This is a genomic window from Erythrobacter sp. AP23, assembly GCF_001542855.1.
In the GTDB taxonomy this organism is placed as follows: domain Bacteria; phylum Pseudomonadota; class Alphaproteobacteria; order Sphingomonadales; family Sphingomonadaceae; genus Qipengyuania.
Genome location: NZ_LNBY01000001.1, coordinates 145,803 through 172,331, shown reverse-complemented (window position 1 = coordinate 172,331; position 26,529 = coordinate 145,803). Strand labels below are relative to the sequence as shown.

The window sequence follows — 26,529 nt, the reverse complement described above, 5'->3', positions numbered from 1 at the left end:
CTGGGGGCTAGCGGGCGAGACATGGATCTCGCCCGCCCCCCCCTCGCCGTTCCCTTTCCCGACCTCGCGGACATCGAAGGCGTTACGCTGCGCGTGGCGCGCGCGGGCTACAAGGCTTGGGAGCGGGCCGATTTGACGCTGGCCGAACTGGCGGAGGGTACAAGCGTTGCAGGCGTCTTCACCAAATCGGCCTGCGCCTCGAGCGAGATCGAAATGGGCCGTGAGCAGGTCAGGCAGGGTCGGGCGCAAGCGCTGGTGGTCAATGCGGGAAATTCGAATGCCTTCACCGGCCATCGCGGGCGCGAGGCGGTGGAGCAGATCGTCGGTCAGGTCTCCGAGGCGCTGGGCTGCGCCGGGGACGAGGTATTCGTTTCTTCCACCGGCGTGATCGGCGTGCCGCTGCCCAAGGACAAGGCGCGCGCCGGCATCGAAGCCGTTCTCGCGGCCAAGCCCTGCGGGTGGGAGCACGCCGCAAGGGCGATCGGTACCACCGATACGTTCACCAAGGGCGCGGGCGCCTCGGCCATCATCGGCGACACACGCGTCGAGCTGGCCGGGATCATCAAGGGCAGCGGCATGATCGCACCCGATATGGCGACCATGCTCGGATACGTCTTCACCGATGCGGCGGTCGAACCGGCCTTCCTGCAGGAGATGCTGACCAAGGCCAATGCAACGACCTTTTCCTGCATCACCGTGGACGGCGATACTTCGACCAGCGATACCGTGCTGGTTTTCGCGACCGGCAAGGCGGGCAATGCGCGGCTCGCTTCATGGAGCGATGCCGGGGCCGATGCTTTCTACGCCGCGCTGCTCGAAACCTGCCGCCAGCTCGCCCATCTCGTGGTGCGCGATGGCGAAGGCGCACAGAAATTCATCGAGATCGCGGTGACCGGCGCGGCAAACGATGCGAGCGCGCGCACCATCGGCCTCGCGATCGCCAATTCCCCGCTGGTAAAGACCGCGATCGCGGGTGGCGATGCGAACTGGGGACGCATCGTCATGGCCGTCGGTAAAGCCGGCGAGCCGGCGGATCGCGACCGGCTGTCCATCGGCTTCGGCGGCACCTGGGCGGCGAAAGACGGGCAACCGCTGGCCGATTACGACGAAGCCCCCGTCGCCCGCCACCTCGAAGGGCAGGATATCCGTGTGGATGTCGACCTCGGGATCGGCACGGGCCGTGCAAGCGTATGGACCTGCGACCTGACGCACGGATACATCTCGATCAACGCGGACTACCGCTCGTGACCGCTATCGATCGGGAAATCCTCGCATTGATGCGCCGCGTAACCGAGCTGGCCATCATGCCACGCTATCGCAACCTTGCCGCGGGCGAGGTCGAGGACAAGGGCGGCAACGACCCTGTCACCATCGCCGACAAGGAAAGCGAAGCGCTGCTGCGCGAAGGACTGACCGCACTCGACAGCTCGCTTGCCTTTGTCGGCGAGGAAGCCGCGCATGCCGATCCAACGATCCTCGACAGTCTCGAGCAGCCCTGCTGGATCGTCGATCCGGTCGACGGGACGCGCAACTTCGCCAATGGCAAGCCGCCTTTCGGGATCATCATCGCGCGCGCCGAAGGGGGAGAGGCGCAGTCGGGCTGGCTTTACGATTGCCTGTCGGGGCGCTTCTGTGCAGCGCACGAGGGAGAAGGCTCGAGCATCGACGGCGAGATCGTATCAGCTCGCCCGACGGGGGGCACACCGCCCATCGCCGCGATTTCGATGATCTTCATGGACGAGGATCGCCGGGAGGCGACGAAGCGTCACATTACGCCCCATTACGAGCTGGTCGACATTCCCTTTTGCGCGGCGGAACAATATCCGCGCCTTGCGCTAGGTGTGAACGACATATCGCTCTTCGAACGCACGCTCGCATGGGACCATGCGGCGGGTGCGCTGTGGCTTAACGAAGCAGGCGGCAAAGCGGCACGGCCCGACGGCTCACCCTATCGCGTGGACGAGGTGGGCCGAACGGGCCTGCTGGGTGCGGCGAGCCCTGCCCTGTGGGACGAGCTTGCCGAATTGTACGAAAAGCTCTGATCCCAGTGTAGGCTGGGTCTCAGGAAGTCGGGCGCATGACGGCCTGAGATCCCGGCCTTCGCCGGGACTCGGTTCCTAAAGTGCGCCTTCAAGCCACTGCTTGAGCTGGCCTTTCGGCGCCGCACCGCGCATCTGCGCTGCAGGCTCGCCATTCTTGAACAGCACCAGATAAGGGATTGATTGCACGCCCATTTCGCCGGGGATGCCGGGGTTTTCCATGATGTCCATCTTGGCGATGGTTACCTTTTCGCCCAATTCCTCGCTCAGCTCTTCGAGCGCGGGTGCGATCATCTTGCACGGACCGCACCAGTCGGCCCAGAAATCGACCAGCACGGGCTTGTCGCTTTCGAGCACGTCGGACTTGAAGCTGGCGTCGGTGACGGCGGTGGTTGCCATGGGGTATCTCCTGGAAATTCGTGTTGCTGACGATGTGGGCAGCAGTCTCGATTACTCAACGGGCGGCAGGGCAAAACTTTCCTGCGTCTCCGCAAACGCGCTCTTGTAGGCAGCGAGCCGTGCGGCGGGCAAGGCGAAGAGCTGCGGGGTCTGGGTATAGAGGATCGCGGCCTCGACCTTGCGCCCCGCATAGATAATTTCCAGCGCCGCGACATAGGCGGCCATCTGCTTCATCGTGCTATCGGGAATGGCGTCGAGCGATTGCGGAGGGCGCCGTGCAGTCTTGAAATCCACTACGGTGACCTTGTCAGGCGTGACCAACAAACGGTCTGCCGAGCCCATGACCACCTGCCCTTCCACGGTCGCAGCGAGCGGCACTTCGGCGAGTGCCTCGGGCCCGAAGACGGCGGCGAAACCGGGGTGGGTAAGCACCTCGATGGCACGGTCCAGCATCTCCTCGCATTCGGCCTCGCCGAGGTCGGGTGCTTGCCGTACCAGCCAGGCTCGGGCGCGCTCAGAGCGCTCTTCCGGCGCGACCTGCGGCAAGCGTTCGAGCAGCGCGTGGATCAGCGTACCGCGTCGTGCTGCCTCGCTTGCCTGCCCCGGCGGGAGCGGCGGATCGCTGCCTTCCACCTCCCCGAGGCCCGACGGCGCCAGTGGGCGCGGGGGACGCGGTTCGGGGCCGATCGGCGTGGTCGCCCAGGCCGGAAGATCAGGCTCGAGACCCGCGACCTTCTCGGTTCTGGCCGACACGGACTGTGCCCGCTCGCCGATTTCCCAGCGCGCGCCCCAGATATCGTCGGCCAGCCCCTCCTCTTCGCCGAACAACGGTTTGAGGCGCGCATACCAGCTGTCCTCATGCGGACCGTTCCTGGCATCGCGTGGGCCGAGCGAGCCGGTAATGAACAGCGCCTCCTGCGCGCGAGTCAGCGCGACATAGAGCAGGCGCCAGTGCTCTTGCATCGCCTTGGCTGCCTCGGCCTCGTCCGCCTGCGCGACCGGCCCGACCTTCTCGTCCTTACCGAGACTTGGCAGCGGAATCTCGCGGTGTGTCTCGGTTCCGGGCAGGTCCTCGCGGAGCACCAGATCGCCCGCCCCATCGGGCCGGATCGCCGCGTCGGCCAGAATGACGATGGGCGCCTCGAGCCCCTTCGATCCGTGGACGGTCATCACGCGGACCTGGTCCCCGCCCTCGCCCGCCTCGCGCTTCAATTCGCCGTCGCCTGCGTCGAACCAGCGGATGAAGCCCTGCAGGCTCGCCGTATGCGCGCTGGCATAGGCGTTGGCGGCATTGAGAAGTTCGTCGACCGGATCGTTCGCCTCGCGCCCCAGCCGCGCGACAAGCCTACGCCTCCCGTCCATCGGCCCGATGAGCATCCAGTGCAGAAGCTGTTGTGGGCTGTCGTAGTCGGCGCGGCGCAGGATTTCGCGCAAACTCGCGACGGTTCCGGCGACGAAAGGATCGTCGCTTTCGCGCAAATGTTCCCACAACCGCTTGCCCTTGGCCCGGTAGCCATGAGCGAGCAGTTCCTCCTGGCTCCAACCCACCAGCGGCGAGACGAGCAGGCTGGCGAGCGTCAAATCGTCGAGCGGCTGGGCTGCAAAGCGCAGCGCGGCCATCAAGTCTTTCACCGCCAGCGGATTGCCCAGTCGCAGACGGTCGACCCCTGCCACGGGCACGCCATGACGATACAGCCGCGCCACGATCAGCGAGGCCAGTTCGCGCCGCTTCTGGACGAGGATCATGACGTCGCCCGCAGTCGCGCGGCGGCGCGCTCCCTTCGACAGCGTAAACCCCTCGCCTGCCGGGTCCAGCCACGCGGCGACCTGCTGCGCAATGCGGTCCGCCAAGAGGCGATCGTGGCGCGCGAGCCAGCCTTCGTGCTCGTCCTCTTCGTCTTCGTCCTCGGCAACCCGGACGACTTGCCAGAGACCGACAACTCCCGGCTCGCCGCTGCCAGTATGCGGCTCTGCCGGCGTATCCAGCCCGAACCCGCCGAACCCGACCGCATCGATCGCGCGGTCGACGAAGCCGAGCACCTCCTGATTGGTACGGTAGCTGCGGCCGAGGCCGTATTTCTCGAGCGGACGGATGCGGGGGCCGCCGCGTATCGAGCCCGCCGCCTCGGCTGCGCCGCTGATCTTCGCGTCGAAATAGTCGCGCGCCTCGCGGAAATTCTCGGGGCTGGTGCCCTGGAAGCCGAAGATGGCCTGCTTGTAGTCGCCAACCGCAAAGATGGTGCGGATGGCGTCGCCCTGCGCGCCCGAACCGTCGAAGTAATCGTCCGTCAGCGCCTTCACGATGTTCCATTGCGCTTCATTGGTGTCCTGCGCTTCGTCGACAAGGATGTGGTCAAAGCTGCGGTCGAGCTTGTAGCGGATCCAGTCCGCCATCGTGCTGTCGGACAACAGCGTCGCCGCACGCGCGATTAGATCGTCGAAATCGACCAGCCCCTCGCGCTCCTTCGCCTCCTGCCATGCGAGTGAAAATGCGCGACCTGCTTCGAGCTGGGGGGCGAGAAAAGCAGCGAGATCGACCAACGCCTCGCGTTCGCGCACGGCACCGATGGCCTCGGCAATCCGCTGTTGGTTGTCCGGAAAGGATGGATCGGCCTTTTCGGCCCCACCCATCTTGCGAGGGCTGCCGTCTTTCTTGAGCAGCGTGTCGAGGAAACCATCGATCCGGAGAAGCCGGGCTTCCGGATCCTCCGCGAGCCACCCTTCGATGAAATCGGCCGCTTTCTGCCCGGTCTTCGCCGACCATTCGCGTGTCGCCGCCAGACAGCCACGCAAAGCCGCAGTCGGGAATTCATCATCCGAACAGGCTTCGGCAACCCATGCCTCGTCGGCATCGGCAGGAATGCCTAGCAGTCGGTGTACGCGCGGGGCCATCGGTGGCTGCCAGCTTCCCGGCCCTTCCCACAAATCCATATGCGGTGCGCAGCGCATCAGCCAGCCGCGCACCGCATCGGGACCCTTGCGCTTGCTCATTTCGGCAATCGCCCCGGTGACGTGCGCATCGCCTTCGGCCAGCAGGTCGGACAGCACTTCGCGGCTCAACAGGTCGCGCTCACGCTCCTCCATCGGGCGCGATCCCGGTAGGATGCCAGCCTCTCCCGGAAAGGCCGCGAGGAGGTATTGCGCAAAGGCATGGATCGTATCGATGCGCAGCCCCCCGCCCGGGCAATCGAGCACACGGGCGAAGAGGGAACGCGCGCGGGCTTGTGTTGCGGGATCGATCGGCGCACCGAGATAGCCAAGCTCTCGCGCAAGATCGGTGCTCTTCAGCCGCACCCAGCGCGCGAGCACGGCGTTGACGCGCACCGCCATCTCCGCGGCGCCTGCCTTGGTGAAGGTGAGGCACAACACCTGCGCCGGATCGGCACCGGGTTCGAGCAGCAATCTCAGGACGCGCGCCGAGAGCACCTGCGTCTTGCCCGTCCCCGCGCTGGCCGAAAGCCAAACGCTGCCTTGCGGATCGACCGCGAGGCGCTGCTTGTCCTGCAGTTCGTAGACGGTCCCGCTCATCTCTCGTCCCCACCATCCTGGTGCGCGATCCATTCATCGAGGCGCATGAGTTGGTCGTAGGTGTCGTAGGCGGGGTAATCGGGGTTTTCACGCGCGGTGAACGGATCGCGGCCGTTGATGAAGCGGCCGATCGCAAGCGCGAGCTTGTTTGCGGTGAGCGGCAGGAAATCCTCCGGCAGCACGCCCGACGTCTTGCGCCCGACCTTCAGCGGAACCTCGATATAACCGAAGCCGAAGGGGTTATCGTCCTTGGCCTTGCCGAGCGACCAATATTCATAGCCCTCGGGATCGCCCGACAACCCGTCGAAGCCGCCCTTCTCGGCAATCAGTCCGAGAATACCGAGCTGCAGCGCAAAGCCCTGCTCGACCATCGCCGCGCTGGGCGGCTTGCCGGTCTTGTAGTCGATAATCGCGAGGCCGCCGTCCTCCAATCGGTCGATCCGGTCGGCTCGCCCGTGGACCTGCACGCCTTCGAAGGTCATCCGGCCTTCCTTCTCAACTGCCAGCACACGGCGGTCCTTGTAACTCTCGACCTTGTGCTCGACCCAGCGCAGCGCCGCTTCGAGCCGCGGTTGCCAGAGTCCGCGCATCAACGGGTCTGCATTTTCCTCGTCGAGCACCGCCGCCATGATCGGCGCCAGCGGCGCGGTGTCATCTTGTTCGCGCGCCTCGTGCCAGCGCTGGAGAATGGTGTGCGCGACATTGCCCTGCCACAGTGCGGACGGTTCTGCATCGAGCACGTCGAGATCGGAAAGCCCCATGATTTTGCCGGCGTAGAACTGATAGGGGTCGCCCAGAAGCCGGTCGAGCGCGGTGGCGGAGATATCGACGTCGCGCTGCTCGGGCGATGGGTCGGGCCCAGGACGCGGATAGCGCTCGGTAGCCGGTGCCCGAGTCATGGCTCGGGCCAGTTCGACCGCGTCTTTTTCCTCGTAGCGATCCAGCATCTCGCCAAGCAGCGCCTGCACGCGCAGCAGGAAACGAGAGGGTATGGCCGGTCCCGCCTCATCGCGCTCGGAACGCGAGAGCACGACTTCTGGAGCACCCATCGCGCCCCCGAGATCATGCGCGGAAAGGCCGATACGGAAATCGGCCCCCGGAATGCCCAGCGCCCGCAAGACCGGCGGTGCGAGCAGAGCATCGACCCCGCCGCGCGTCGGCCAGACGCCCTCGTTGAGCCCGGCGCAGATCACCGGTTCGGCCCGAGTCATCCGGCTTTCGAGAAGGCCGAGTATCTGCACGCGCGCATGGCCGCCATAGGGTGGCCGCACCGCGACCTGATCCATCGCGTCGCGCAAGGCAATGGCGGCATCTCCGGGTGCAAGGGCAAAATCCGCCTCGCGCGCATGAAGGCGAAATCCCTCGACGAAAGCGGCGAGCGCGCGGCCGTCTTCTTTCGCCCACAGCTTCTCGCCGCATAGCGCCTCGCCGGTTGCCGCCAGCATGTCGAGCAGTTCGGCGAGGGAAACATGCGACCGATCGCTCAGCGAAAGCAGCGGATCGAGCGCCCCTTCGACGAGGGCAAACCACTCCCCGGATCGCGCATGCTGTTCGGCCAGTCTGCCAGCAATCTCACCGATCGGTTTGAGGCCGCCCGCTCTACGCGGTCCGCGCAGTTCGCGTTCGACGCGGCGCAACTGGCGCAGCCACACACCGCGTTCCATACCCCCATCGACCAACGGGTGTGCCAGAAGCGCCATCAGGGGCACGGGTGGAGCCTTGTCGGCCATTACCTCGGCAAGCAGCAGCAGCAGGCGACCGGCGGGTGTCTGCGACAGGGGCCGCCCCGCAGAATCATCGGCTGCGATATTCCAGCGGTCGAGGTGATGGACCACGCGCCGCGCCAGAGCGCGGTCGGGCGTCACCACAGCGACGCGTTTCTCCGGCACTTCCAGCGCCTCGCGTATCAGCAAGGCAATAGCTTGCGCCTCCTCTTCCGGATTGGCGCAGGTCAGGATCCTGACGCCCGACAGGCGACGCTTTTCGGCAGGCAGGTCGACCCAGCTCTTGCTCGCTTCGGGCGGGAGGAACAGCGAGCCGATCGCATGGCTGCGTTCGGGCGGCGCGGCGGCGAGGCCTTTGCGGTGCCAGGGCTGCACCTCCTCGCGCGCCACACCCATTCGGTTGAGCAACAGCTTGAGATGATACTGCGGGTGCGTCACCGCATCGTCGCGGGCGAATGGCGTATCGCCAGGTTCGGGAGCCGCGCCCGCCCGGCCAAGCTCCTCCCACACCGCCTGCGGCATGGTCAGGTCGAAATCGGGCAGGATTACCGCGCCATTTTCGAGGTTGGCGATGACACGCAGCAGTTTCGCCAACGAGGGCGCCGCGCTGGTTACACCGGCAGCGACGATGGGCGTGTCCGGCGGATCGTCTTTCCATCGCCGTGCGGCCCATTCAAAGAGGCCGTTGCGCCGCGCGGCGGCATCGAGAAGCCCCTTTCGCGCAAGCTCCTGCTTCCACAATAGCTGGACCGTCGAGAAGTCGCGCAGGCTGTTTTGCCAGTGGTCGGATAGATCGGGATAGATGCCCGTTACCGCCTCATCCAGCAGGTCCGACGGATCGACATTTTCCACCAGCAGGCGATCCATCGTCGCGCCAGCCTCGCGCGCGAGGCGCAGCAAGGTTGCGCCCTTGGGTGCGCGTTCGCCCATCACGCTGCTCAGCAGCTTCGCCAGTTCGAACAGGCGCCTTTGCGGGTCGATGGCAGGCGGGATGTCGGCCGCGCCCAATGGGTCGAGCAGTGGCCCGAGCGTTTCGTCGAGATCGAGATCGCCGACCACCGCCATGCGCGGCATCAGGAGGCCCGGCCTGCCCGTCTCGCCCGCGTGACGGATGAAGGCCTCGGAAATCGCCCGGCGTGCGCGGCTGCTCGGGACCAGCAAGGTCAGCCCGGCCAGTCCGAGTTCGGGATTGGCGTAGCGCGGCACCAGTCCCGCCACCAGCGCATCGGCGAAGCCGCGATGCGCGGCGATCGAATAAACCCTCGGCTGCGCGCGCTCAGCCACCCGTGAGCGCCTCCTCGGTCGGGCGGATATGCGCGGGCGTGCCCACCTCGTACCACTGGCCGGTGAAGGCGAGGCCGTAGAGCCGACCTTCCTCGATGGCCCGATCCCACAACACGTTGGTCGAAAACTTGCCGTCGGGCGCCTCGCGCAGCAGGCGGTGCGAGACTATCTGGATGCCGGTATAGATGAACGGCGCGATCCGGCCCGGAAGCTTGCGCTTCAACCGTCCGGTGCCGTCCATGTAGAAATCGCCCGTGCCATTGAAATTGAAGGCGCGCGCATGCGTCACGACCAGCAGCAGCGCGTCCATCTTATCCGGGTCCCAACGCGCCGACAGGTCGGCAAAGGCGTTGCGCGGCCCGTCGAGCCAAATGCTGTCGGCATTGCAGGCGAAGAACGGGTCGGGGAGCAGGCCGGCCGCACTGGCCTTGACCATGCCTCCCCCGGTTTCGAGCAGAAGGTCGCGCTCGTCGGAGAAAGTGATCGCAGGGGCCTTCCGCGGGCCGACATGTGCCTCGATCGCGTCGGCGAGATAGTGGACATTGACCACGGCCGTCGAAACGCCCGCTTCTTCCAACCTGTCGAGCGCGCGATCGATCAAAGGCTTGCCCGCTACCCGCACCAGCGGCTTGGGCATTGTGGCGGTCAGCGGGCGCATGCGCTTGCCCAGCCCGGCGGCCATGAGCATCGCGGTATCGGAGGCAAGAGCCATCACTGGATTTCCCCGCCCTGCCTGTCGCGGATTTCCTGCGGGATATTGGCGGCGAACCAGTCTGCGACCGGCTGGAGGGCTTCATGCGCGAGATCGCGCTCCATCGCTGCCCAGACCCGCGGGATCAGGGACAGGTAGCGCGCCTTGCCGTCGCGCTTCCATAGGCGGGTGAAGATGCCGACGATCTTGGCGTTGCGCTGCGCGCCGAGCCGCGCATAGTCGGCGGCGAAACCGTCGCCGGGATCGGCGGCGGCGTGGTAGCGCGCGAGCATGTCCGCCTCCAATTCTTCCGATACGTCGCGCCGCGCATCCTGCAGCAGGCTGACGAGATCGTAAGCCGGGTGTCCTACGAGAGCGTCCTGAAAATCGATCAGACCCTGCGCGCCCGTGGTTTCGCCCGGTTCCAGCAACATGATGTTCTCCGCATGATAGTCGCGTAGCACGGTCACACCGGGGTCCTGCCGACCCAGAACCGGAGCAAGCGCCTGCTGCCAGGCCGACTTCCAACCGGGCACATGGACCTCCAGCCCCATCGCCGGACAAAACCATTCGACGAAAAGGTTCGCCTCGCGCTGATAGACTTCCATGTCGTAGGGATCGAACGGCCCGGGCGGCAGCCTGTGCAACTCCACAAGGGCATCGATCGCGCGTCCATATATGTCGTGCTCATCTCCGGGATGGTCATCGACCCATTCTCGCATGCGCTGATCGCCGAAATCTTCGATCAGCACCCAGCCCTCTGTCACGTCTTCGGCGAAGATATGGGGCGCACGCATGCCGTTGCCGCACAGCCAATGCGCAACATGCAGGAAAGGCTTCGGATCCTCGTGCGGCGGCGGAGCATGCATGAGCATCGCGCTCTTACCAGCCATTCTCAGGCGGAAATAGCGGCGGAAACTGGCATCGCCGACGAGCGGTGCGATCTCCGCCCCTTCCCATTCGGTATCGCCAAGGAAGCTGTGTAGCCCGTCGGGCAGCGCGTCACTCATGGCCAGCGGCTTTGCCAAGATGTGCCGGGGGTTACAACGGCCTCACGCCCTTCGCCCACTTTTTCCAGCGCAATCCAGAGGCAGCCCGCCTCATGGGCGAAACCACCCGCATTGTCGGGCCACTCGGCTAGCAGCGCGGCACCCTCGCGATAATCGTCGAGACCGATCTCCTCGACCTCGGCCGGATCTTCCAGGCGGTAGAAATCGGCATGGACCAGCGGCACCTGCGTATCGTCATAGGTTTCGATGATCGTATAGGTCGGCGACGGCACCTCGCCGACATGTCCAAGCGCGGAGATTATCGCCCGCGCCAGCGTGGTCTTGCCGGTTCCCAGCGTTCCAGAAAGCGCGACGACGTCACCCGGGACCAGCCGCTCGGCGATGCGCTTGCCGAAGGCCTCCATTGCCTCCAGATCGGGAAGCGAGACCCTCATGGAAGGGTTATCGTGGCAGTCGTACCGCCATTCTTGCGGCTCTGGATCTCGAGCGTTCCGCCATGCGCCTCGATCAACTGGCGCGCGAGCGGGATGCCAAGGCCCTGGCGGCGTTCGATGCCCTTGCCGTCTGCCGACATGCGAATGCCTTCAAGCGCGCGCGCAAGTTCATGCTGGCTCATCCCGCGACCGTTATCGGAAATGACGATCTTCGTTTCGCCGCGCTTGCGCCCGATATCGACGACGATCCGGCCGCCGCGCGGCGTCCCGTTGATGGCATTGTCGAGCAGCTGCGAAATCGCCCTGCGGAGCTGCTGCGGATCGGCGGTGATAGTCTTGTCCGGATTGCCCTTGAGATCGAGCGTCAGCCCGCCGTCGAGAATGCGTCGTTCATGATGGCGGACGATCTCGGTGACGAAAGGCAGCAGTTCGAGCCTGGTCTTGCGCAGTGGCATCAGCCCTGCTTCCGATTGCGACAGGTCGAGTACGTTTTCGACCTGTTCGGTCAACTTTCCGACCGAGAGCGAAATCGCCTGCGCATATTCCTTGGCCTGCGGGGTCAGTTCACCGGCAATACCGCTGGTGAGCAGCTCGGCAAAACCGCCGATCGAGGTTAGCGGCGTACGGAATTCGTAGCTCATATTGGCGAGGAACCGGGTCATTACGGCATCCGCTTCTTCGAGGGCGCGGTTGCGTTCGCGCAAGGCTTCTTCCGCCTGGCGCGAAGAGGTGACGTCCAGAACGGTCAGCATTCCATTGCCGTCGGGCAGCGGGACGCCCGCGAAATCGAGCGTCCGCCCATCGGCGAGTTCGATCCGTCCGTCGCTCTTCTTGCGGTCCAGCGTGGCTGCGCGAATGACCTGATTGATACGCGAAACCGCTTGGGGATCGGCCAGGTTCTTGGCGATCGCGCCGAGCAGGTCCTCAGCCTGCGGATGCCCGTCGAGGACTTCGGCGTCGATCCCCCATGCGCCCGCAAAGCCGCGGTTCCACAGTTCGAGATGGCCATCGGGGGCGAATACTGCGAGCGCTTCGAACAGATTGTCGAACGTCGCCGTGCGCGTTCTTAGCAACGTATCGCGTGTTGCAGACAGCGCCAATTGTTCGGTCTGGTCCTCCGCTATCATAACCAGGCCGCCGTCCGGCAATGGCTGCGCGACGATGCGCAGGTGGGTGCTGTCGGGCAGTGGCCAGGCCTCTTCATGCGGCTCGTCGCGCAGGAACCATTCGCCCAATTCGTTCCGCCAGGCGGGAAAATCGCGCACCTCGGGAATCCGTCCGTTCTCGCGCGCGATCAACAGCATTTGCTCGAATGTGGTGCGATCGTTGACCACGCCCGGGGGCAATGCGAACACGCGATGGAACGGCTGGTTTGCGAAGGTCAAGCGATGCGCGGCATCGAACTGAGCAACGCCGATCGAGAGCTGGTCGAGCATCGAGCGTTGCGCCTCGCGGAAGGCGCGGAATTCACGCGCCTGCTCTTCCATCTCCTCGATGTCGACCGCATAGCCCGCGATCCCCTCGCCCATCAGCGGCAGGTCGGTGACGCGGATCGTGCGTCTCGCGCGGTCGATGGTGGCGCTGAGAATGCGTTCGATCGGCTGGCGGCGATCCGCCGCCTGTTGGGCGACCTCCGCCGCAGTGCGGCCATTGACCGTTTCCACGAGTTCGATCTGATCGGCGACCACCTGGTCCGCACTTTCCGCCCCAACAGCGGAAACATAGGCCTTGTTGACCAACCGCAACTGCATGTCTGCACCCCGGAACCACATCGGCATGGGTGCCGCCTCGATCAGACCCACGAGCGCGCCGAAATCCTCTCGCGCGCGGGCTGCCTCTTCACGCAGCTGCGCGAGTTCCGCCTGGCTGTCGCTGAAGTCGAAGACCCAGACCAGCGCCGCACCCCCCGGTGAGACCGCCGGGTCGGCCAGCGAACCGTGCATGGCCAACGCCTTGCCCGATCCCGGCGAAACCGTGATCGCCATCTGGAACGGTCGTGCCGTCTTCTGCGTGCGGCGAACGTTGCGGGTCAGATCGTTGATCTGCGGTTCGGTCAAGCCGCGACCGTCCGAACCGGCCAGTTCGCTCAGATATTCGGGGACCTTGGCAAGTCCGATCCAGCGGGCGAGGCGATCGGGGGCCTCGATCCGGCCGTCCGCCCGCACCAGCATGGGGATCGCCGGGCCTTCCTCGATCAGGCGCGAGAGCCGCTGGGCGAGCCTACGGTTTGCCGCCGATTTCTGATCGCCCCCGCTGGCGCGCAGCATCACCCACACCGCGCCCGCGGTCCACAGAGCCAGCAGGAGGCCGATAACGGCCAGCGTAGCGGGTGAAAGTTCCATTACCCGCCAGCTATGCCGACGCGCGCGGGAGTGCAATGCCCCCGCGCGCGTTCATGCAGTGCTATTTCCGCAGGTTGCGACGATCAGTAGCGGTAATGCTCGGGCTTGAACGGCCCCTCTACCGGCACACCGATGTAATCGGCCTGCTTCTGGCTGAGCTGGGTCAGCTTAACGCCGAGTTTGTCGAGATGCAGTGCCGCGACTTTCTCGTCGAGGTGCTTGGGCAAGACGTAAACGTCGTTCTCATATTCGTCGCCCTTGGTCCACAGCTCGATCTGCGCCAGCGTCTGATTGGTGAAGCTGAAGCTCATCACGAAGCTGGGGTGGCCGGTCGCGCAGGCGAGGTTCACCAGGCGCCCCTGACCCAGAACGATGATTTCCTTGCCGTCGGGGAATTTCACCAGATCGGTGCCCGGCTTCAGCTCGTTCCATTCGTAGTTGTCGAGCGCCGAGATCTGGATCTCGCTGTCGAAGTGGCCGATGTTACAGACGATCGCCTTGTCCTTCATCGCCTTCATGTGTTCGGCGGTGATGACGTGTTCGTTGCCGGTGGCGGTGCAGAAGATGTCGGCGACCTTCACCGCTTCTTCCATGGTGACGACCTCGAACCCGTCCATCGCCGCCTGCAGCGCGCAGATCGGGTCGATTTCAGTCACAAGCACACGCGCGCCGCCATTGCGGAGCGACTGGGCCGATCCCTTGCCGACATCGCCGAAGCCGGCGACGCAGGCGACCTTGCCCGACAGCATGACGTCGGTGGCGCGGCGGATCGCATCGACCAGCGATTCGCGGCAACCGTAGAGGTTGTCGAACTTCGACTTGGTCACGCTGTCGTTCACATTGATCGCGGGGAACGGCAGCTTGCCCTGCTTGGCAAGGTGGTAAAGACGGTGGACACCGGTGGTCGTCTCTTCCGAGACACCCACGATGTTCTTGACCGACTTGGTGAGGTAGCCGGGCTTGGCTTTGATGAAGGCTTTCAGCGCCCGCTGGAATTCGATTTCCTCGGCGTTCTGCGGCTCGGGCAGTTCTTCGCCCGCTTCGACGCGCGCGCCCCACAGCGCGAACATGGTAGCATCGCCGCCATCGTCGAGAATGATGTTGGCGGTGCGGTCTGCATCGTCATCGGTCGACCAGTCGAAGATCTTGCCGACATAGTCCCAATAATCGGCCAGGCTTTCACCCTTTACGGCGAAGACGGGAATGTCCTGCGCAGCGATGGCGGCGGCTGCATGGTCCTGCGTCGAGAAGATGTTGCAGGTCGCCCAGCGCACTTCGGCGCCCAATGCGACCAGCGTTTCGATCAGAACGGCCGTCTGGATCGTCATGTGCAGCGAACCGGTAATCCGCGCACCCTTGAGCGGCTTCTTCGCATATTCCTCGCGCAGCGCCATCAGGCCCGGCATTTCGGTTTCGGCAATGGCGATTTCGGCGCGGCCATATTCGGCGAGCGCAATGTCCTTGATGACGTAATCGGTAAAATCGGTCACGAAAATATCCTCGTCTTTCGGGATGGTGACCGCACAGGAAACGCGGCGGCCGACGCATTGGCGCCGCCCCTAGCCCGTCAGCGAAGCAAGGGCAACAGCCCCTGTCGGCGGCAATTTTGGCTGGAGGTTCAATGCACCACGAAGCATTCCTATTAACGCGGCGCAGAGGCGAGCAATCCGACCGCCGCAATCACGAGGGAGAATAGGATCGAGCGATGCCGCGAGATGCGCAAGTATACACCTGACCTGGGCACCGCCCAGCGGCGAAGGCCCCTTTCAACCGTGCCGCAGAGCTTGCGTAGCCTTCCGCGCAAGCCTACTTCACGTAGCGGACGGGACAGACGGAGTTTCGAAAATGACGATTTCGGTGGGCGAAAAACTGCCCGATGTTACGCTGGTCAAGGCGACCGAGAACGGGCCCGAGCAGGTCAGCTCGGCCGAGTATTTCAAGGGCAAGAAGGTGGCGCTTTTTTCGGTGCCCGGCGCCTTCACCCCGACCTGTTCGGCGCGCCACCTGCCCGGCTATGTCGAAAAGGCCGATGAGCTGAAATCCAAGGGCGTGGACGAGATCGTGGCAACGGCGGTCAACGACGCCTTCGTCATGGACGCATGGAAAAACGCAGCCGGTTCGGACGACATCACCATGCTGGCCGACGGCAATGCCGATTTCGCGGAAGCCGTGGGCCTGACCATGGATGGTTCGGGATTCGGCATGGGCAAACGCGGTCAGCGCTATTCGATGGTCGTCGAGGACGGAGTAGTCACGCAGCTCAATGTCGAAGCACCAGGCGATTTCTCGGTTTCGAGCGCCGAACATATGCTCGGGCAGATGTAAGCACCCACTGCCACATCGCGATACAACAATCGCCCCGCCCGGCTTCGTGCCAGGCGGGGCGTTGCTATTTGGCGGCCGCAATCCGCGGGCCGATGGGGCCTTGATTACACCGCGCACAGTCCAAGAATTCGGCGGGCGCGAGTGCGCAGGCTGAGGTCAAAATGAGCCGGTCGAGGCCGCACCGCCTTGATTCGACGGATTTTTACAAGACATCGAGGGATTTTGCCTCAAAAGTAGCGACCTCGCGATTTCCTGGGGGAGGTCGAGAAACAGTCCCGACTTGATCGACCGGGACTGTATTTACAGAGCAGGTAATGCAACGACCGAGGCCAACGATCGAAAAATCCCGCGTATGTGTGGAGCCGCTGCGGCGCCAGGCGAAGCAGCCAACGCAGTGAGCAGCGATCTCCAGCCATCTTTCCCTGCCGCTACATCCACAAGCATTTCTTCGCCGGGATGGCGAAACTGGGTCGATCTGTCTGTCGGCCAAAGTCGTGCCGACGCTCCGATACGTAGAGACGGCCTTTCGACACGTTTTGTCGGGGGATGGAACCGGCCAAAGCAACGCGAAAGGATCTGCAAATGACCCGCGAAATTCTCGGCGTCGGTTTCGAAACGGCCTTGCGCGATTGGTCGCGACCGGATCCGAAAACACAGCGCCTGGCGGAAAGGTTATCCAAAAGGGAAAAACAGGTGCTTCGATTGCTGATCGGCGGTTGCACCAGTCGCGAGGTCGCCTTGCGGCTCAACATCAGCGTGCGCACCGTCGAAATCTACCGCATCCTGATCAACCAGAAACTCGACGAACCCGATTCGTCGTTCACCTTCGCTACCGATGTCGCCTTCGACTGGTCGTCATTGGCCGCTTGCAGGCCACTGCCGAAACCGAGGCCCCTCAGATCCCATCGCGGGAACTGACAGAGATCATCCGTAACCCATCAGCTTGAGCACTTCCTCGCGACTTCGGTTATCTTCGAGGAAGGCGCCCATCATGCGGCTGGTGACCATGTTCACACCCGGCGTCTTCACACCGCGGGCAGTCATGCAACTATGCGCGGCTTCAATGACGACTGCCACCCCCTGGGGTTGCAGGTTGTCCCAGATGCAATCGGCAACCTCCGCAGTCAGGCGTTCCTGCACCTGAAGGCGACGCGCAAAGCCATGGAGGACTCTTGCAAGCTTGGAGATACCGACAACGCGATCGTTCGGCAGATAGGCGATCGCCGCCTTGCCGATGATCGGCGCCATGTGGTGTTCGCAATGCGACTGGAAGGGAATGTCCTTGAGCAGCACAATTTCGTTATAGCCGCCCACTTCCTCGAACACGCGGCTGAGATGATATGCCGGATCTTCCGCATATCCGATGCAGTATTCCTTCCACGCACGGGCCACGCGCGCGGGCGTATCGAGCAGTCCCTCCCGCGAGGGATCGTCGCCGGCCCATTCGATCAGCGTACGGATGGCATCCTGGACGTTTTCGGGGACTGGCGGTTTCCCGCGCGGATCATCCTCGTCGGGTCCAACTAGGCTGCTCACGTTTCCCTGATCCTTCTGAATTTCTCGCGAAAGCGTGCGAGTCTGCTTCCCTTGCGGAAAAGCCCGCCCTTTGCAAACGGCTCGAACATATCGTCCGGATCCTCGGGATCGAGCAGCGCGCTTTCGGCCAGTGTCCGTTGCGCACCATTGAGGTCCGGCGGATGGTAACGGCGCAGGGTACGCGTGCCATCGCCGCGAGAATGGTCGATCAGGCCGGCCATCGATCCGTAGCGTGACAGCAATTGCCCGACTTCGCGCTCGTCCAGGCCGCAGTGTTCACCCAGCAGCTTTCGACGCAGGCTGGCAATTGCCTCGGCGGCATGGCCGTTGCCATCGCGCGTGGAATCGACGAACACGTCGCATTCGCTGTCGAGCCCCATCGAGCGATTGTTGAGGTTGGCCGAACCGATCCGCAGGATTTCGTCGTCGACGATCATGATCTTCGCATGAACGTAAATCGCCGTTTCTCCACTGAAGGGCGACCAGATCGAAAATCGCTTCTTCGCATCCGCTTCCTCTATTGCCCGGACCAGTTCGGCGCGCGCATGGTCCATCGCCTGCTGCTCCAGCCAACCATCGGCGTGGCAGGGATGGACGATCACGATTTCGGGAGGGTCATCCTCCTGCAGCCGGTCGATGATCGCCTCGCCCACACTGCGCGAGGCGAAATACTGGCTTTCGGCATAGATGAACCGCTTGGCTCTGGCGATCTGCTGAAGGTAAAGCTGTTCGATCTCGTTGACGCGGTCCCAATCGCGATAGGCTGCACGGGTCCGGGCGATGCCGATCTCGACATTCTCGAACTGGGCTTCGAGTGCGCTTGGCCAAGGACTGCCCGGCCTGTCCGCGACTTCAGGAAGCTGCTCGCCGCCGGCCCGGGTCCAGCGGTCCTCGCCCAGTTCCGCCAGCGCCAGCGAAACCTCGCCCTCCATCATCATCGTCGCATCATGCCACGGACGATAGGGTTTCCCGCGCGGAGTCGTGCGTCTCGGGTCGTCTTCCTTGTGCTCGCTGGTATCCCACCGCTGGTCGGTAATGTCGATTCCGCCGCACACGGCTACCTGATTGTCGAGCACGGCGATCTTCTGATGATGGGTGCAGCCAACCGGATGTGCGGTATCGAACTTGAAGTTTATCCGGCGATGGCGGAACCACCGCGTGAGGTCCCACCACATCGATGCACGCCCGATGGTCGATAGTGCGCCGACACTCCATTTGAGAATGCGGATGTCGAGGTGTTTCCGATGCCGCGCGAGCCAGGCGATGAAGCTGCCGAGCCGCGAAGGGTAACCGCGTTTCCATGGCCGCTGCCACCACCGGCGGCCCCGCTCCAGATGGATTCGCGTGTCGAAATCCCAGCCGATAAGCAGGATGCGACGCCGCGAATTCAGCATCGCTTCCTGCATCAGCGCAAAATAATCGGCCGCATCAACGATTACACTTGCGCGGGTCGCTTTTGCATAGCGCCACACGCCCGGTTCCACCGAAGGGTCCAGGTGCGAGACACGGCTGGGATCGGTGTTACCGTTTTTGCTCACGGCCCTCCCCTGCCAAGGCTATTCCTTCGCGTCTTCCTTTTTCTCGGGCGTCAATTCGGCCTCGGCCTTTTCCTCTTCCTTGCGACGTTCGAACACACGCTCCATATGCTGCCTATCCTCATCATCGAGATGCTTCTCGAAATCGGGGAAGTGGTCTTCCTCTTCCTCGTCGATATGATGGCGATAGCGGTGTTCGAAGCTCTTGAATTTCGTCAGCCAACCGCCTTCGGACATGTCGGTAGCAGCAAGGTCGTTGAGCGCCTCGTCTATCTCGTGATGCTCGGCAACCGAATGGCGCGTCTCGTCCGTGGTCGGCGGCTTTCGGAGCATCGTCGAATAGAGCGCCTGCTCTTCGGCTGCCGCGTGCGATTTCAGCTCCTTGGTGAGTTCTTCGAACAGCGTTTTGCGCTCGGCGCTGTCGCCACTTGTCTCGAGCAACTTGTCGAGCAGTTCGCGGTGCTTGTCGTGGTCCTTCTTTAGGCGCTGGAAAATCTCGGTGGCTTCGGTCATCGAATCTATCTCCTTCGCCAAATGAACAGGCCACGCGCGCCACGGTTCCGATCTTGTGCGATCCGCGGCCCGAACCCATATTCGCGATACTATGCACGACCGGCAGGCACCGACGAAGGCGCAGATGCAGATGATGGCGGATGCCGCATTTGCCGCCCTGCCCGCACAATTCCGCGAGCAGATGGGTGATATCGTGCTTCAGGTCGAGGAGTTCGCCACGCCCGAACAGCTGGCATCGGTCGATCTGGACGATGCCTGGCATTTGTCGGGCCTCTACGAAGGCGCACCACTGCCCGACCAGTCGATATGGGAAAGCGGGCGCATGCCGCCACGCATCTGGTTGTTTCGCCGGCCGCTGATCGCCGAATGGCGCGAAACGGGCGTGCGGATGGACCATCTCGTGCGCCATGTCGTGGTCCACGAGGCGGGACACCACTTCGGTTTCAGCGATGACGATATGCACTGGCTTGAGGACGAGGCCGACTAGCCGCAAAGCAAAAAGCCCGCCCCGGGCAGGGAGCGGGCTTTTGAAAGTGGCGCGCCCGGAAGGATTCGAACCTCCGGCCCCCAGATTCGTAGTCTGGTGCTCTATCCAGCTGAGCTACGGGCGCGCTTGGAGGGCGCCACATAGGCAGGTGCCCACAGCTTGGCAATCCCTAAATCACGCTTTTTCGAGCATGCGTGACGCGAGTTCGACATCGAGCGGAGGTTTGGCGAGTTGCGTGACTTCTTCGGGCGTGAGCCACGCCACTTCGCCGCCCTCCAGCGCCTGGGGCATGGGCCCGCTCCACAACGACTTGTAAAGCATTATGACAATCGGCCGAAGTCCTTCGTTCGGGGATTCCTCGGCGAAGGCCACGGGGGTTAGCGTATCGATTTCGAGGGCGATTCCCAATTCCTCCTGGATCTCGCGAACCAGCGCATTCCTCGGGTTTTCTCCGCTTTCGACCTTGCCGCCCGGGAACTCCCATAGCCCGCCATGATGCTTGTGCGATGGGCGCCGATGCATCAGCCAACGGCCCTTTTCATCGAATAGCGCCGCCGCGACCACGCAGGTCCATGTCGGAAAATTTTCCAAAACTCTCTTCGCCCTCAACACTTCTTTAACCCGGTTTGCCGTAATCCCCCAATGTCAGCTTAGACAAGTGACGATTGGGGCAACGACAGATGGTCAAATTCCTGCGCGAACTGGGACGCGACACACGCGGAGCCACTGCCGTCGAATACGGGCTGATCCTCGCTCTGGTTTTTCTCGCCATGGTGGGTGCAATTCAGACGTTCGCCACGGTGACCACGGACATGTGGTCGGATGTCGCAACGGCTGTGGTCGGGAGTTCCGGCAGCTGAGGGGACCAAGGGGTGGCAGGGAGCGGTTAGGACTTTCTCAACCTATCCCATGCAAAATGTGAAGTTGCTCGCACCATTGTTTCGGAGCGAGCCGGGTACGAAGACTGAACCAGGAGACGAGACATGAAATTCTTCCGCAAGCTGCGCCGTGACGAAGAAGGCGCAACCGCCATCGAATATGGCCTCATCGCCGCGCTGATCGCCGTTGCTGCGATCACCGCGATGCAGAGCCTCGGCAACGAACTGAGCACGACCTTCAACAAGGTCACCACCACGATGAGCGGCTGATAAGCCTCTAATCCAGATTAAATAGAAAGGGCGGCGGGTCGATCCCGCCGCCCTTTTCTTTTGCGCAATACGGCTGCGCGAGGCCTCAACTTCCCCTGACCACGATCTTCACTTTCTGGCCAGCTCGGACGCCTTCATTCGAAGTAAGGCCGTTGAGTACGCGGAATCGCTCGACCTGGTTGTCGCTATAGGCCATCCGGCGCGCCAGCGAATTGACCGTATCGCCGCTGCGAACCGTGACGACATCGATCACCCGCGGAATCACATTCGCCGCAGCCTGGGCATCGATCCGCCGCATCGATGCGAACATCTGATTGAAGGTCGAGGCCCGTCCCGCCGGGGTGATCGCGAGGAAGTGATAGGCCCGGTCGTTGGAAAACTCATAGGCGAAAACCGTCACGTCGACCTGGCCATTGTTCGAATTGACCCGCGCGGTGCCATAGGCAGCCGGCAGCCCGTTGACCGTCGTCCTCTGGATCGTCTGCGGACGGATCTGCTGCTGATTGCTGACGCCCGCGAAAACACTGGCCACATAGCTATCGAGATTGTTGTTGTAGGGGCCGAGCGTGAACTGCGCCTGCCCGCTTTGCCCGTTGATAGTGACCGCGCGCGTGCCGTTCATCATGTAGAAGCCCTGCGGTACGGTGAAGGCCAGGCGCAGATCCGGATGGATGAAATTGCGGCCTTCGACGACGCCCTGCGACGGATCGTCGCCATAGGTGAGACCGTCGATGCGCGTCAGGAAGGTGTCGCGATTGGTTATCCCGCCGGTAACACCCGTGGCCCGTGCTGTCGCGAGAGCGGTTTGCACGCGGCTGGCTGGATCGGGATGGGTGGAAGCCCATTCGGGAATGCGCGCATTGTCGCGGCCTTGCACCCGTGCATCGAGCGCGTTCTGCAAGGCAAGGCTCTGCAGCACCGTGGCCATCGCGCGCGGATCGTAACCCGCGCTGTTGAGGTAGCGAATGCCGAGTTCATCGGCCTCCAGTTCCTGGCTGCGCGAGAATTTCAGTGTGAGCAGCTGCGAGCCCTGCAGTGCCGCCTGGCCGAGCTGCTGGCCGAGACCACTATTGCCGAGGAGGATTCCCGACAGGATGGCACCCGCAGCGCCCAGCAAGGTATTACGTTGGGCGGCGGCCTGTCTGCGCTGCGAATGGCGTGCGGCGACATGGCCTACCTCGTGGCCAAGCACGCCGGCCAGTTCCGCCTCGTTATTCATCAAGGCGACCAGCTGGCGCGTGGTATAGACATACCCTCCGGGTATCGCGAAAGCGTTGTTCACCGGACTGTTGAGCAGCGACACGGTGAAGGATTCGCGGGCATTGCCTAGGCCGGACTGGACCGCGATGTTCTTGCCGACTTGCTCGACATATTGCGCGTGACTACCAGTCATCGCGCCGCCGAATTCGGAGAGCAATTGTGGATGCGCTTCGGCGCCCATCTGCGCCTCGCTCTGCGTGATCGGCGCAGAAGCGCTGGGAATGTCGCCTCCGCCCATACAGCCCGAGAGGGCCAGCGAGAGTGCGGAAACGGATGCGGCGGCGGCAAGCTTGGTGCGCGACATAAGGGTTCTCCCCGAAAGATCCGGCGCGCGCGAGCCGGCGTCATGCGACCCGCACGGCTGTGTTCATTTACGCTAGGGAGAACCTGAGCAGGTACGGGTTTGTTCCCGGCTGCCGTGCGAAGGGCGTTACCCGGCCATTGCCAAAAAGCGCTCTTCGCGCAGGCGCTTGAGTTCGTGCGGCGCAAAGCGGGAAAGCTTGTCGAGTTCCTCCGCGATGGCCGTACCGAGCGTGCTCGCCGCAAGGCGTGGATCGCGATGCGCGCCACCGACGGGTTCGGCCACGATCCGATCGATCACACCAAGCTTTTCAAGGTCTTGTGCAGTAACCTTCATGGCCTCCGCAGCATCGGGTGCCTTCTCGGCCGTGCGCCACAGGATCGAGGCGCAGCCTTCGGGCGAAATCACCGAATAGACCGCATGCTCCATCATCAGCACGCGTTCGGCGCTCGCCAGCGCGACAGCGCCGCCCGAACCACCCTCGCCCACGATCGCAGCGACCATGGGTACCGGAAGCGCGAGGCAGGCCTCGGTCGAGCGCGCGATGGCTTCCGCCTGCCCGCGTTCCTCGGCTTCGACTCCCGGGAAGGCTCCCGACGTATCCACCAGCGTCACTACCGGCAGGCCGAAGCGCCCGGCCAATTCCATAAGGCGGATCGCCTTGCGATAGCCCTCGGGCTTGCCCATGCCGAAATTGTGCCGGATTCGGCTCGCGGTATCGTTGCCCTTTTCGTGCCCGATCAGCACGACCTTGCGCCCGTCCAGCTTGGCGAAACCGCCTAGGATCGCCTCATCGTCACCATAGCAGCGATCACCGCCGAGCGGCACGAATTCCTCGAATGCCTGTTCGACATAGTCGCGGAAATGCGGTCGCGAGGGATGCCTGGCAACCTGCGTTTTCTGCCACGGCGTGAGCGATTCGTACGTGCTCGCGAGGAGATTGGCGCTCTTGAGTTCGAGCCGCCGGAGTTCGTTCGAGATATCGACGTCGTCGCCCTCGGCCGCATTGCGCAGCTCGGCGATGCGCTGTTCGAGCTCGGCAACCGGCTTCTCGAATTCGAGATAGGAAATCATGCGCTCGCGCTAGTCCGAACTCCGCCTGCGCGCAAGCGGATGCCTTTCGTTGACCAGCCTTACCAACCGCTCCGCATCGACATGGGTGTAGATTTGCGTGGTCGAGATATCGGCATGGCCGAGCAGTGTCTGTAGCGCGCGAAGGTCCGCGCCGCCTTCGAGCAAGTGAGTGGCGAAGGCATGGCGCAACACGTGTGGACTGATCTTTTCCGGCGGCAGATCGGCACGGACCGCCAGGTCCTTGAGAAGCTGGAACAGCCGCACGCGCGAAATATGGCCGTTGCGCGACGGGAACAGCCACGGGGAATCCCCCGGCCTCAGGGCCAACCAGCGCTGGAGAGCCTTGCCCGCCCGCTGGCTAACCGGCACCATTCGCGCCTGCCCCCCCTTGCCGGTCACGGTCAGGAAAGGGACGTCGCGCGGCACTGCCGAGACCGGGAGCGAGACGAGCTCGGTCGCACGCAGGCCCGAGCCATAGAGCATTTCCAGCAATGTCAGCAGCCGCACGGCAGCCGGGGAATCGCCGCTGGCCTCGTCCTCGACCGTGGCGAACAACATCTCCACTTCGGCGTGCGAGAGGATTTTGGGCAGGGGGCGCCGCGTCGCCGGCCGCGGCAGCGTATGGGTCGGGTCATCCTCGCGCAGACCCTCGTCGACAAGAAAGCCGAAATACTGCCGCAGCGCCGAAATCTTGCGCGCCAGCGTCGATGGCGCAAGCGAGGACCACCCTTGGCCGAGCCTGGCCAGTTGCGCGGGACTGGCCACGTCGAGCTGGCCTCCGATCATCTCCTGAGCCTGCTCCAGATCTCGTCCGTAGGCGAGAATGGTATTGCGCGCTGCTCCCCGCTCGGCGGCAAGCATGGCAAGGAAATCGGCGATCGATGACCCCGGGGTGCTCACGTCAGGCGCGTGCGACCGCCTCCGCGGCGATCATTCGAGCTTCGGCTTCGAGCCCCACGCTGCGCAAGGCCGATACGATGTGGTAGAGGTGGCGCGCGGTCATCTGTTCCCAATCCGATCCCTGCATTCCGAGCCCTGCCAACATGGCGACCAGCGTCGGATTACCGGCCTCCGCCGCGCGCTCGATCATCCGCGTCCAGCGAGTCTGCGCAGACAGGGTGATGCCCAGCCGGTCGCTGTATTCCGCGATTTCCGCGCTCTCGACGCGCCCGAGGCCTGCCAGCCCGGCGAGCAACATGCGTGACTTGTGCTGCCCCGCAGAACCGTCGTCGTCGACGAATGCGTCGAGCTCGCCATCGGTGATCGTTTCAGTGCCATCGGGATCGGCCAGTGCGAGAAGACCCCACGCCAGGCTGCCGGCATCGACTTCGCCCGCCCAGCGCAGCGCATCGCGGTCGAGTCCGGCAGTCAGCATGGAAGCGATCAGCCCGCCCGCATCGTCGGCAAAATCGCCACTGACCGGCATGCGCGCGGCAGCGTAAGCGGTGAGCACTTGGCGGCCATAGGAAAAGTCCCCGCCCCCCGACCAGATATCGCGAATTGCCGCGAGACGCTGCGCCGGATCAGAGCCCACATAGGCCTCGCGCAAGCGCGATGCCGTCAATGCGGGATCGCCCTCCGCCTCCTGTTCGGCAAAGATCTGGCTGTAAAGATCGACCATCGCCGCGGCCGACAATATCCCGCCCGCCCCCGCGATATCCGCGGCAGCGGCGCGCTGGACGGGTGCCAAGGCGGGCGTGATCGCCGCGTTACGCAGCACCTCCGCTCCCGCCTCGTCGAGCAGGTCGTCGGGAATCGGCTCTCCCAGCGAATTGGCTAGCGCGAACCGCCAGGGGGTGATCGCCCCCGTGCCGTCCCATTCGATGGTGACTGCCCGGCGACCGCGTCCGGCCGAACCGGCGAATCGCTGCGCCAGAAGGACATCGATGCGATCGTCCTCGGTGCGGTTGAGCAGGCGACGCAAATCGTTCTGCGCGCGGGTCTCCTCGCCCGCGAAGGCGTTGCAGATTCCCGCCAGCATCTGCCATTCGGTGTCATCGCGCTCCGCGTCGACCAGGCGGACCGCCGGACAAGCGCCGACGATATCCGAAGTACCGATATAAGCCGCAATCGCCGCATTCGCGAGCGCGGGCGAATAATTCGCCGTATCGACGTCCTGAACCAGCGCACGCGCTACGACGTGCTCACCCATGGCATTGAGCACATCGGCGCGCAGGGTCGCGAATTCGACCGGGTCCATTCCTTGCGGCGCCGCCAGCCTGCTCGCGAGCGCGCGGCGCAGCAGGATGTGTCCCCAGCGCGAGACCATCGGTCGCGTGGTCCCCGCCAGCACTGCCCGGACCAGGTCTGCGGGCTGGAGCGCCAGCGAGGCCGAAGGCAATCCGCCCTCCCCGCCCCCGAGAACCCCGATCCGCTCGGTCGATCGCCGCGCAGCGGGAGGAATGTCGTATTTGGGTTTCAGGCCGAGCAGCTCGTCGAGTTCATCGGTCGACATCGCCTCGAGCTCTTCGAGCGTCGGCAAATCGGACAAATCGAGGTCGGCGCTCGGCACGGATGGCTGCGTGGGGAGTGGCTGCACTATCTCGCCCGATTGCGTGGCCGTTGGTTGCGGTGCATTCGGTTGGGCGGCTTGTGTCGGCGTCGCAGCAGGCGCCCGTGTGGCTCGCGGCGTCGGGGTCGGAGCGGGTGCCGGGTCGTCGAATCCCGGAGGCAGCAGGTCGACCGGAGCGTCCTGCGCAAACACCACCGCCGAAGTAAGCGCGAGGGCCGCGCCGCCGACCAGCCAGGCCGATTTCATCGCACGTTCTCCGGCATTTCGACTGCCTGTTCGATCGGGTGCAGCGGCTCTTCACCACCATGGATCAGCGCCGCAACGATCAACACCACGAAGAGCAAAGTCAGAATAGCTCCGATCCGTTTTCCGCTCATCGCCAAGTTT

Annotated in this window: 24 protein-coding genes and 1 tRNA gene; 7 read left to right on the top strand and 18 right to left on the bottom strand. The window is 63.9% G+C overall.

The features are described 5' to 3' along the window. The first annotated feature begins 21 nt into the window (after window positions 1-21). Together argJ and ASS64_RS00795 are read left to right on the top strand one after the other, a co-directional pair. A complete protein-coding gene (gene argJ, locus ASS64_RS00800) occupies window positions 22-1,248 on the top strand; it encodes a bifunctional glutamate N-acetyltransferase/amino-acid acetyltransferase ArgJ (RefSeq protein ID WP_067688385.1) in 1,227 nt (408 codons plus the stop codon). 29 nt (window positions 1,249-1,277) lie between these two features. Beyond that, window positions 1,278-2,042 (top strand): inositol monophosphatase family protein, encoded by a 765-nt coding sequence (locus ASS64_RS00795; protein ID WP_067688382.1) that lies wholly within the window; start codon window positions 1,278-1,280, stop codon window positions 2,040-2,042. A 75-nt stretch (window positions 2,043-2,117) separates the two neighbouring features. Here the strand turns inward: ASS64_RS00795 and trxA are convergent, their stop codons facing one another. The 8 genes from trxA to ahcY form a co-directional block, all read right to left on the bottom strand. Continuing rightward, on the bottom strand, window positions 2,118-2,438 hold the full coding sequence (gene trxA / locus ASS64_RS00790) for a thioredoxin (protein ID WP_067688379.1): 321 nt from the start codon (window positions 2,436-2,438) through the stop codon (window positions 2,118-2,120). A 51-nt stretch (window positions 2,439-2,489) separates the two neighbouring features. Further along, window positions 2,490-5,966, bottom strand: coding sequence for a double-strand break repair helicase AddA (gene addA, locus ASS64_RS00785; RefSeq protein WP_067688376.1), 3,477 nt, complete (start codon window positions 5,964-5,966; stop codon window positions 2,490-2,492). Next, on the bottom strand, window positions 5,963-8,974 hold the full coding sequence (gene addB / locus ASS64_RS00780) for a double-strand break repair protein AddB (RefSeq protein WP_067688373.1): 3,012 nt from the start codon (window positions 8,972-8,974) through the stop codon (window positions 5,963-5,965). Before addB ends, addA begins: the two co-directional genes overlap by 4 nt. Beyond that, window positions 8,967-9,689 (bottom strand): nucleotidyltransferase family protein, encoded by a 723-nt coding sequence (locus tag ASS64_RS00775; protein WP_198147605.1) that lies wholly within the window; start codon window positions 9,687-9,689, stop codon window positions 8,967-8,969. Before ASS64_RS00775 ends, addB begins: the two co-directional genes overlap by 8 nt. Further along, complete coding sequence (locus ASS64_RS00770; RefSeq protein WP_067688367.1) at window positions 9,686-10,675, bottom strand: aminoglycoside phosphotransferase family protein; 990 nt, start codon at window positions 10,673-10,675, stop codon at window positions 9,686-9,688. Before ASS64_RS00770 ends, ASS64_RS00775 begins: the two co-directional genes overlap by 4 nt. Further along, window positions 10,672-11,109, bottom strand: a complete 438-nt coding sequence (tsaE, locus tag ASS64_RS00765) for a tRNA (adenosine(37)-N6)-threonylcarbamoyltransferase complex ATPase subunit type 1 TsaE (protein WP_067688364.1) — start codon at window positions 11,107-11,109, stop codon at window positions 10,672-10,674. The genes ASS64_RS00770 and tsaE overlap by 4 nt, the downstream gene beginning before the upstream one ends. Beyond that, window positions 11,106-13,451: a PAS domain-containing sensor histidine kinase gene (locus ASS64_RS00760; protein ID WP_067688361.1), complete on the bottom strand. Its 2,346-nt coding sequence runs from the start codon at window positions 13,449-13,451 to the stop codon at window positions 11,106-11,108. Before ASS64_RS00760 ends, tsaE begins: the two co-directional genes overlap by 4 nt. An 83-nt stretch (window positions 13,452-13,534) precedes the next feature. Beyond that, entirely contained in the window at window positions 13,535-14,941 is a 1,407-nt protein-coding gene (gene ahcY, locus ASS64_RS00755) for an adenosylhomocysteinase (protein ID WP_157075042.1), read from the bottom strand. Between the two features lie 355 nt (window positions 14,942-15,296). Between ahcY and ASS64_RS00750 the strand changes: the two genes are divergently transcribed. Beyond that, window positions 15,297-15,776: a peroxiredoxin gene (locus ASS64_RS00750; RefSeq protein WP_067688355.1), complete on the top strand. Its 480-nt coding sequence runs from the start codon at window positions 15,297-15,299 to the stop codon at window positions 15,774-15,776. Window positions 15,777-16,358: 582 nt separating this feature from the next. Further along, window positions 16,359-16,694 (top strand): LuxR C-terminal-related transcriptional regulator, encoded by a 336-nt coding sequence (locus tag ASS64_RS00745; protein WP_198147604.1) that lies wholly within the window; start codon window positions 16,359-16,361, stop codon window positions 16,692-16,694. 6 nt (window positions 16,695-16,700) lie between these two features. On the opposite strand, the gene folE is transcribed toward ASS64_RS00745, so the two are convergent. Genes folE through ASS64_RS00730 form a run of 3 tightly spaced genes read right to left on the bottom strand, consistent with a single transcriptional unit; the run spans window position 16,701 to window position 19,360 of the window. Next, window positions 16,701-17,312, bottom strand: coding sequence for a GTP cyclohydrolase I FolE (gene folE, locus ASS64_RS00740; protein WP_067688349.1), 612 nt, complete (start codon window positions 17,310-17,312; stop codon window positions 16,701-16,703). Further along, the gene (locus ASS64_RS00735; protein WP_067688346.1) at window positions 17,309-18,850 is read right to left on the bottom strand and encodes a phospholipase D-like domain-containing protein; all 1,542 of its coding nucleotides are present in this window, start codon (window positions 18,848-18,850) and stop codon (window positions 17,309-17,311) included. Before ASS64_RS00735 ends, folE begins: the two co-directional genes overlap by 4 nt. 18 nt (window positions 18,851-18,868) lie before the next feature. Further along, window positions 18,869-19,360 (bottom strand): hemerythrin domain-containing protein, encoded by a 492-nt coding sequence (locus tag ASS64_RS00730; RefSeq protein WP_067688343.1) that lies wholly within the window; start codon window positions 19,358-19,360, stop codon window positions 18,869-18,871. Between the two features lie 91 nt (window positions 19,361-19,451). On the opposite strand from ASS64_RS00730, the gene ASS64_RS00725 reads away from it, so the two are divergent. After that, on the top strand, window positions 19,452-19,847 hold the full coding sequence (locus ASS64_RS00725; protein WP_067688340.1) for a metallopeptidase family protein: 396 nt from the start codon (window positions 19,452-19,454) through the stop codon (window positions 19,845-19,847). Window positions 19,848-19,894: 47 nt separating this feature from the next. Here the strand turns inward: ASS64_RS00725 and ASS64_RS00720 are convergent. Both ASS64_RS00720 and ASS64_RS00715 read right to left on the bottom strand, forming a co-directional pair. Further along, window positions 19,895-19,971 (bottom strand) — tRNA-Arg (locus tag ASS64_RS00720). Between the two features lie 50 nt (window positions 19,972-20,021). Continuing rightward, entirely contained in the window at window positions 20,022-20,438 is a 417-nt protein-coding gene (locus tag ASS64_RS00715; protein ID WP_083508099.1) for a (deoxy)nucleoside triphosphate pyrophosphohydrolase, read from the bottom strand. An 89-nt stretch (window positions 20,439-20,527) separates the two neighbouring features. Between ASS64_RS00715 and ASS64_RS00710 the strand changes: the two genes are divergently transcribed. Together ASS64_RS00710 and ASS64_RS00705 are read left to right on the top strand one after the other, a co-directional pair. Then, a complete protein-coding gene (locus tag ASS64_RS00710; RefSeq protein WP_067688337.1) occupies window positions 20,528-20,707 on the top strand; it encodes a Flp family type IVb pilin in 180 nt (59 codons plus the stop codon). 123 nt (window positions 20,708-20,830) lie between these two features. Beyond that, window positions 20,831-20,995, top strand: coding sequence for a Flp family type IVb pilin (locus ASS64_RS00705; RefSeq protein WP_067688334.1), 165 nt, complete (start codon window positions 20,831-20,833; stop codon window positions 20,993-20,995). An 85-nt stretch (window positions 20,996-21,080) separates the two neighbouring features. Here the strand turns inward: ASS64_RS00705 and ASS64_RS00700 are convergent, their stop codons facing one another. The 5 genes from ASS64_RS00700 to ASS64_RS17035 form a co-directional block, all read right to left on the bottom strand. Continuing rightward, window positions 21,081-22,559, bottom strand: a complete 1,479-nt coding sequence (locus ASS64_RS00700) for a M48 family metalloprotease (protein WP_067688331.1) — start codon at window positions 22,557-22,559, stop codon at window positions 21,081-21,083. A gap of 126 nt (window positions 22,560-22,685) precedes the next feature. Beyond that, window positions 22,686-23,630: an acetyl-CoA carboxylase carboxyltransferase subunit alpha gene (locus ASS64_RS00695; RefSeq protein WP_067688328.1), complete on the bottom strand. Its 945-nt coding sequence runs from the start codon at window positions 23,628-23,630 to the stop codon at window positions 22,686-22,688. A gap of 9 nt (window positions 23,631-23,639) precedes the next feature. After that, window positions 23,640-24,530 (bottom strand): tyrosine recombinase, encoded by an 891-nt coding sequence (locus ASS64_RS00690; protein WP_083508098.1) that lies wholly within the window; start codon window positions 24,528-24,530, stop codon window positions 23,640-23,642. A 1-nt stretch (window position 24,531) separates the two neighbouring features. After that, entirely contained in the window at window positions 24,532-26,388 is a 1,857-nt protein-coding gene (locus ASS64_RS00685; protein WP_067688322.1) for a hypothetical protein, read from the bottom strand. Then, window positions 26,385-26,519 carry a hypothetical protein gene (locus ASS64_RS17035; protein ID WP_255356003.1) on the bottom strand — a complete coding sequence of 45 codons (135 nt, stop codon included), beginning with the start codon at window positions 26,517-26,519 and terminating at the stop codon, window positions 26,385-26,387. Before ASS64_RS17035 ends, ASS64_RS00685 begins: the two co-directional genes overlap by 4 nt. Between the last annotated feature and the right edge of the window lie 10 nt (window positions 26,520-26,529).

Coding starts and splice junctions, on each gene's coding strand:
- ASS64_RS17035 (WP_255356003.1), bottom strand. CDS start 26,519: ATGAGCGGAAAACGGATCGGAGCTATTCTGACTTTGCTCTTCGTGGTG.
- ASS64_RS00705 (WP_067688334.1), top strand. CDS start 20,831: ATGAAATTCTTCCGCAAGCTGCGCCGTGACGAAGAAGGCGCAACCGCC.
- ASS64_RS00725 (WP_067688340.1), top strand. CDS start 19,452: ATGCACGACCGGCAGGCACCGACGAAGGCGCAGATGCAGATGATGGCG.
- argJ (WP_067688385.1), top strand. CDS start 22: ATGGATCTCGCCCGCCCCCCCCTCGCCGTTCCCTTTCCCGACCTCGCG.
- addA (WP_067688376.1), bottom strand. CDS start 5,966: ATGAGCGGGACCGTCTACGAACTGCAGGACAAGCAGCGCCTCGCGGTC.
- ASS64_RS00700 (WP_067688331.1), bottom strand. CDS start 22,559: ATGTCGCGCACCAAGCTTGCCGCCGCCGCATCCGTTTCCGCACTCTCG.
- ASS64_RS00745 (WP_198147604.1), top strand. CDS start 16,359: ATGACCCGCGAAATTCTCGGCGTCGGTTTCGAAACGGCCTTGCGCGAT.
- ASS64_RS00710 (WP_067688337.1), top strand. CDS start 20,528: ATGGTCAAATTCCTGCGCGAACTGGGACGCGACACACGCGGAGCCACT.
- ASS64_RS00685 (WP_067688322.1), bottom strand. CDS start 26,388: ATGAAATCGGCCTGGCTGGTCGGCGGCGCGGCCCTCGCGCTTACTTCG.
- ASS64_RS00795 (WP_067688382.1), top strand. CDS start 1,278: ATGCGCCGCGTAACCGAGCTGGCCATCATGCCACGCTATCGCAACCTT.
- tsaE (WP_067688364.1), bottom strand. CDS start 11,109: ATGAGGGTCTCGCTTCCCGATCTGGAGGCAATGGAGGCCTTCGGCAAG.
- ASS64_RS00770 (WP_067688367.1), bottom strand. CDS start 10,675: ATGAGTGACGCGCTGCCCGACGGGCTACACAGCTTCCTTGGCGATACC.
- ASS64_RS00695 (WP_067688328.1), bottom strand. CDS start 23,630: ATGATTTCCTATCTCGAATTCGAGAAGCCGGTTGCCGAGCTCGAACAG.
- ASS64_RS00750 (WP_067688355.1), top strand. CDS start 15,297: ATGACGATTTCGGTGGGCGAAAAACTGCCCGATGTTACGCTGGTCAAG.
- ASS64_RS00760 (WP_067688361.1), bottom strand. CDS start 13,451: ATGGAACTTTCACCCGCTACGCTGGCCGTTATCGGCCTCCTGCTGGCT.
- ASS64_RS00730 (WP_067688343.1), bottom strand. CDS start 19,360: ATGACCGAAGCCACCGAGATTTTCCAGCGCCTAAAGAAGGACCACGAC.
- trxA (WP_067688379.1), bottom strand. CDS start 2,438: ATGGCAACCACCGCCGTCACCGACGCCAGCTTCAAGTCCGACGTGCTC.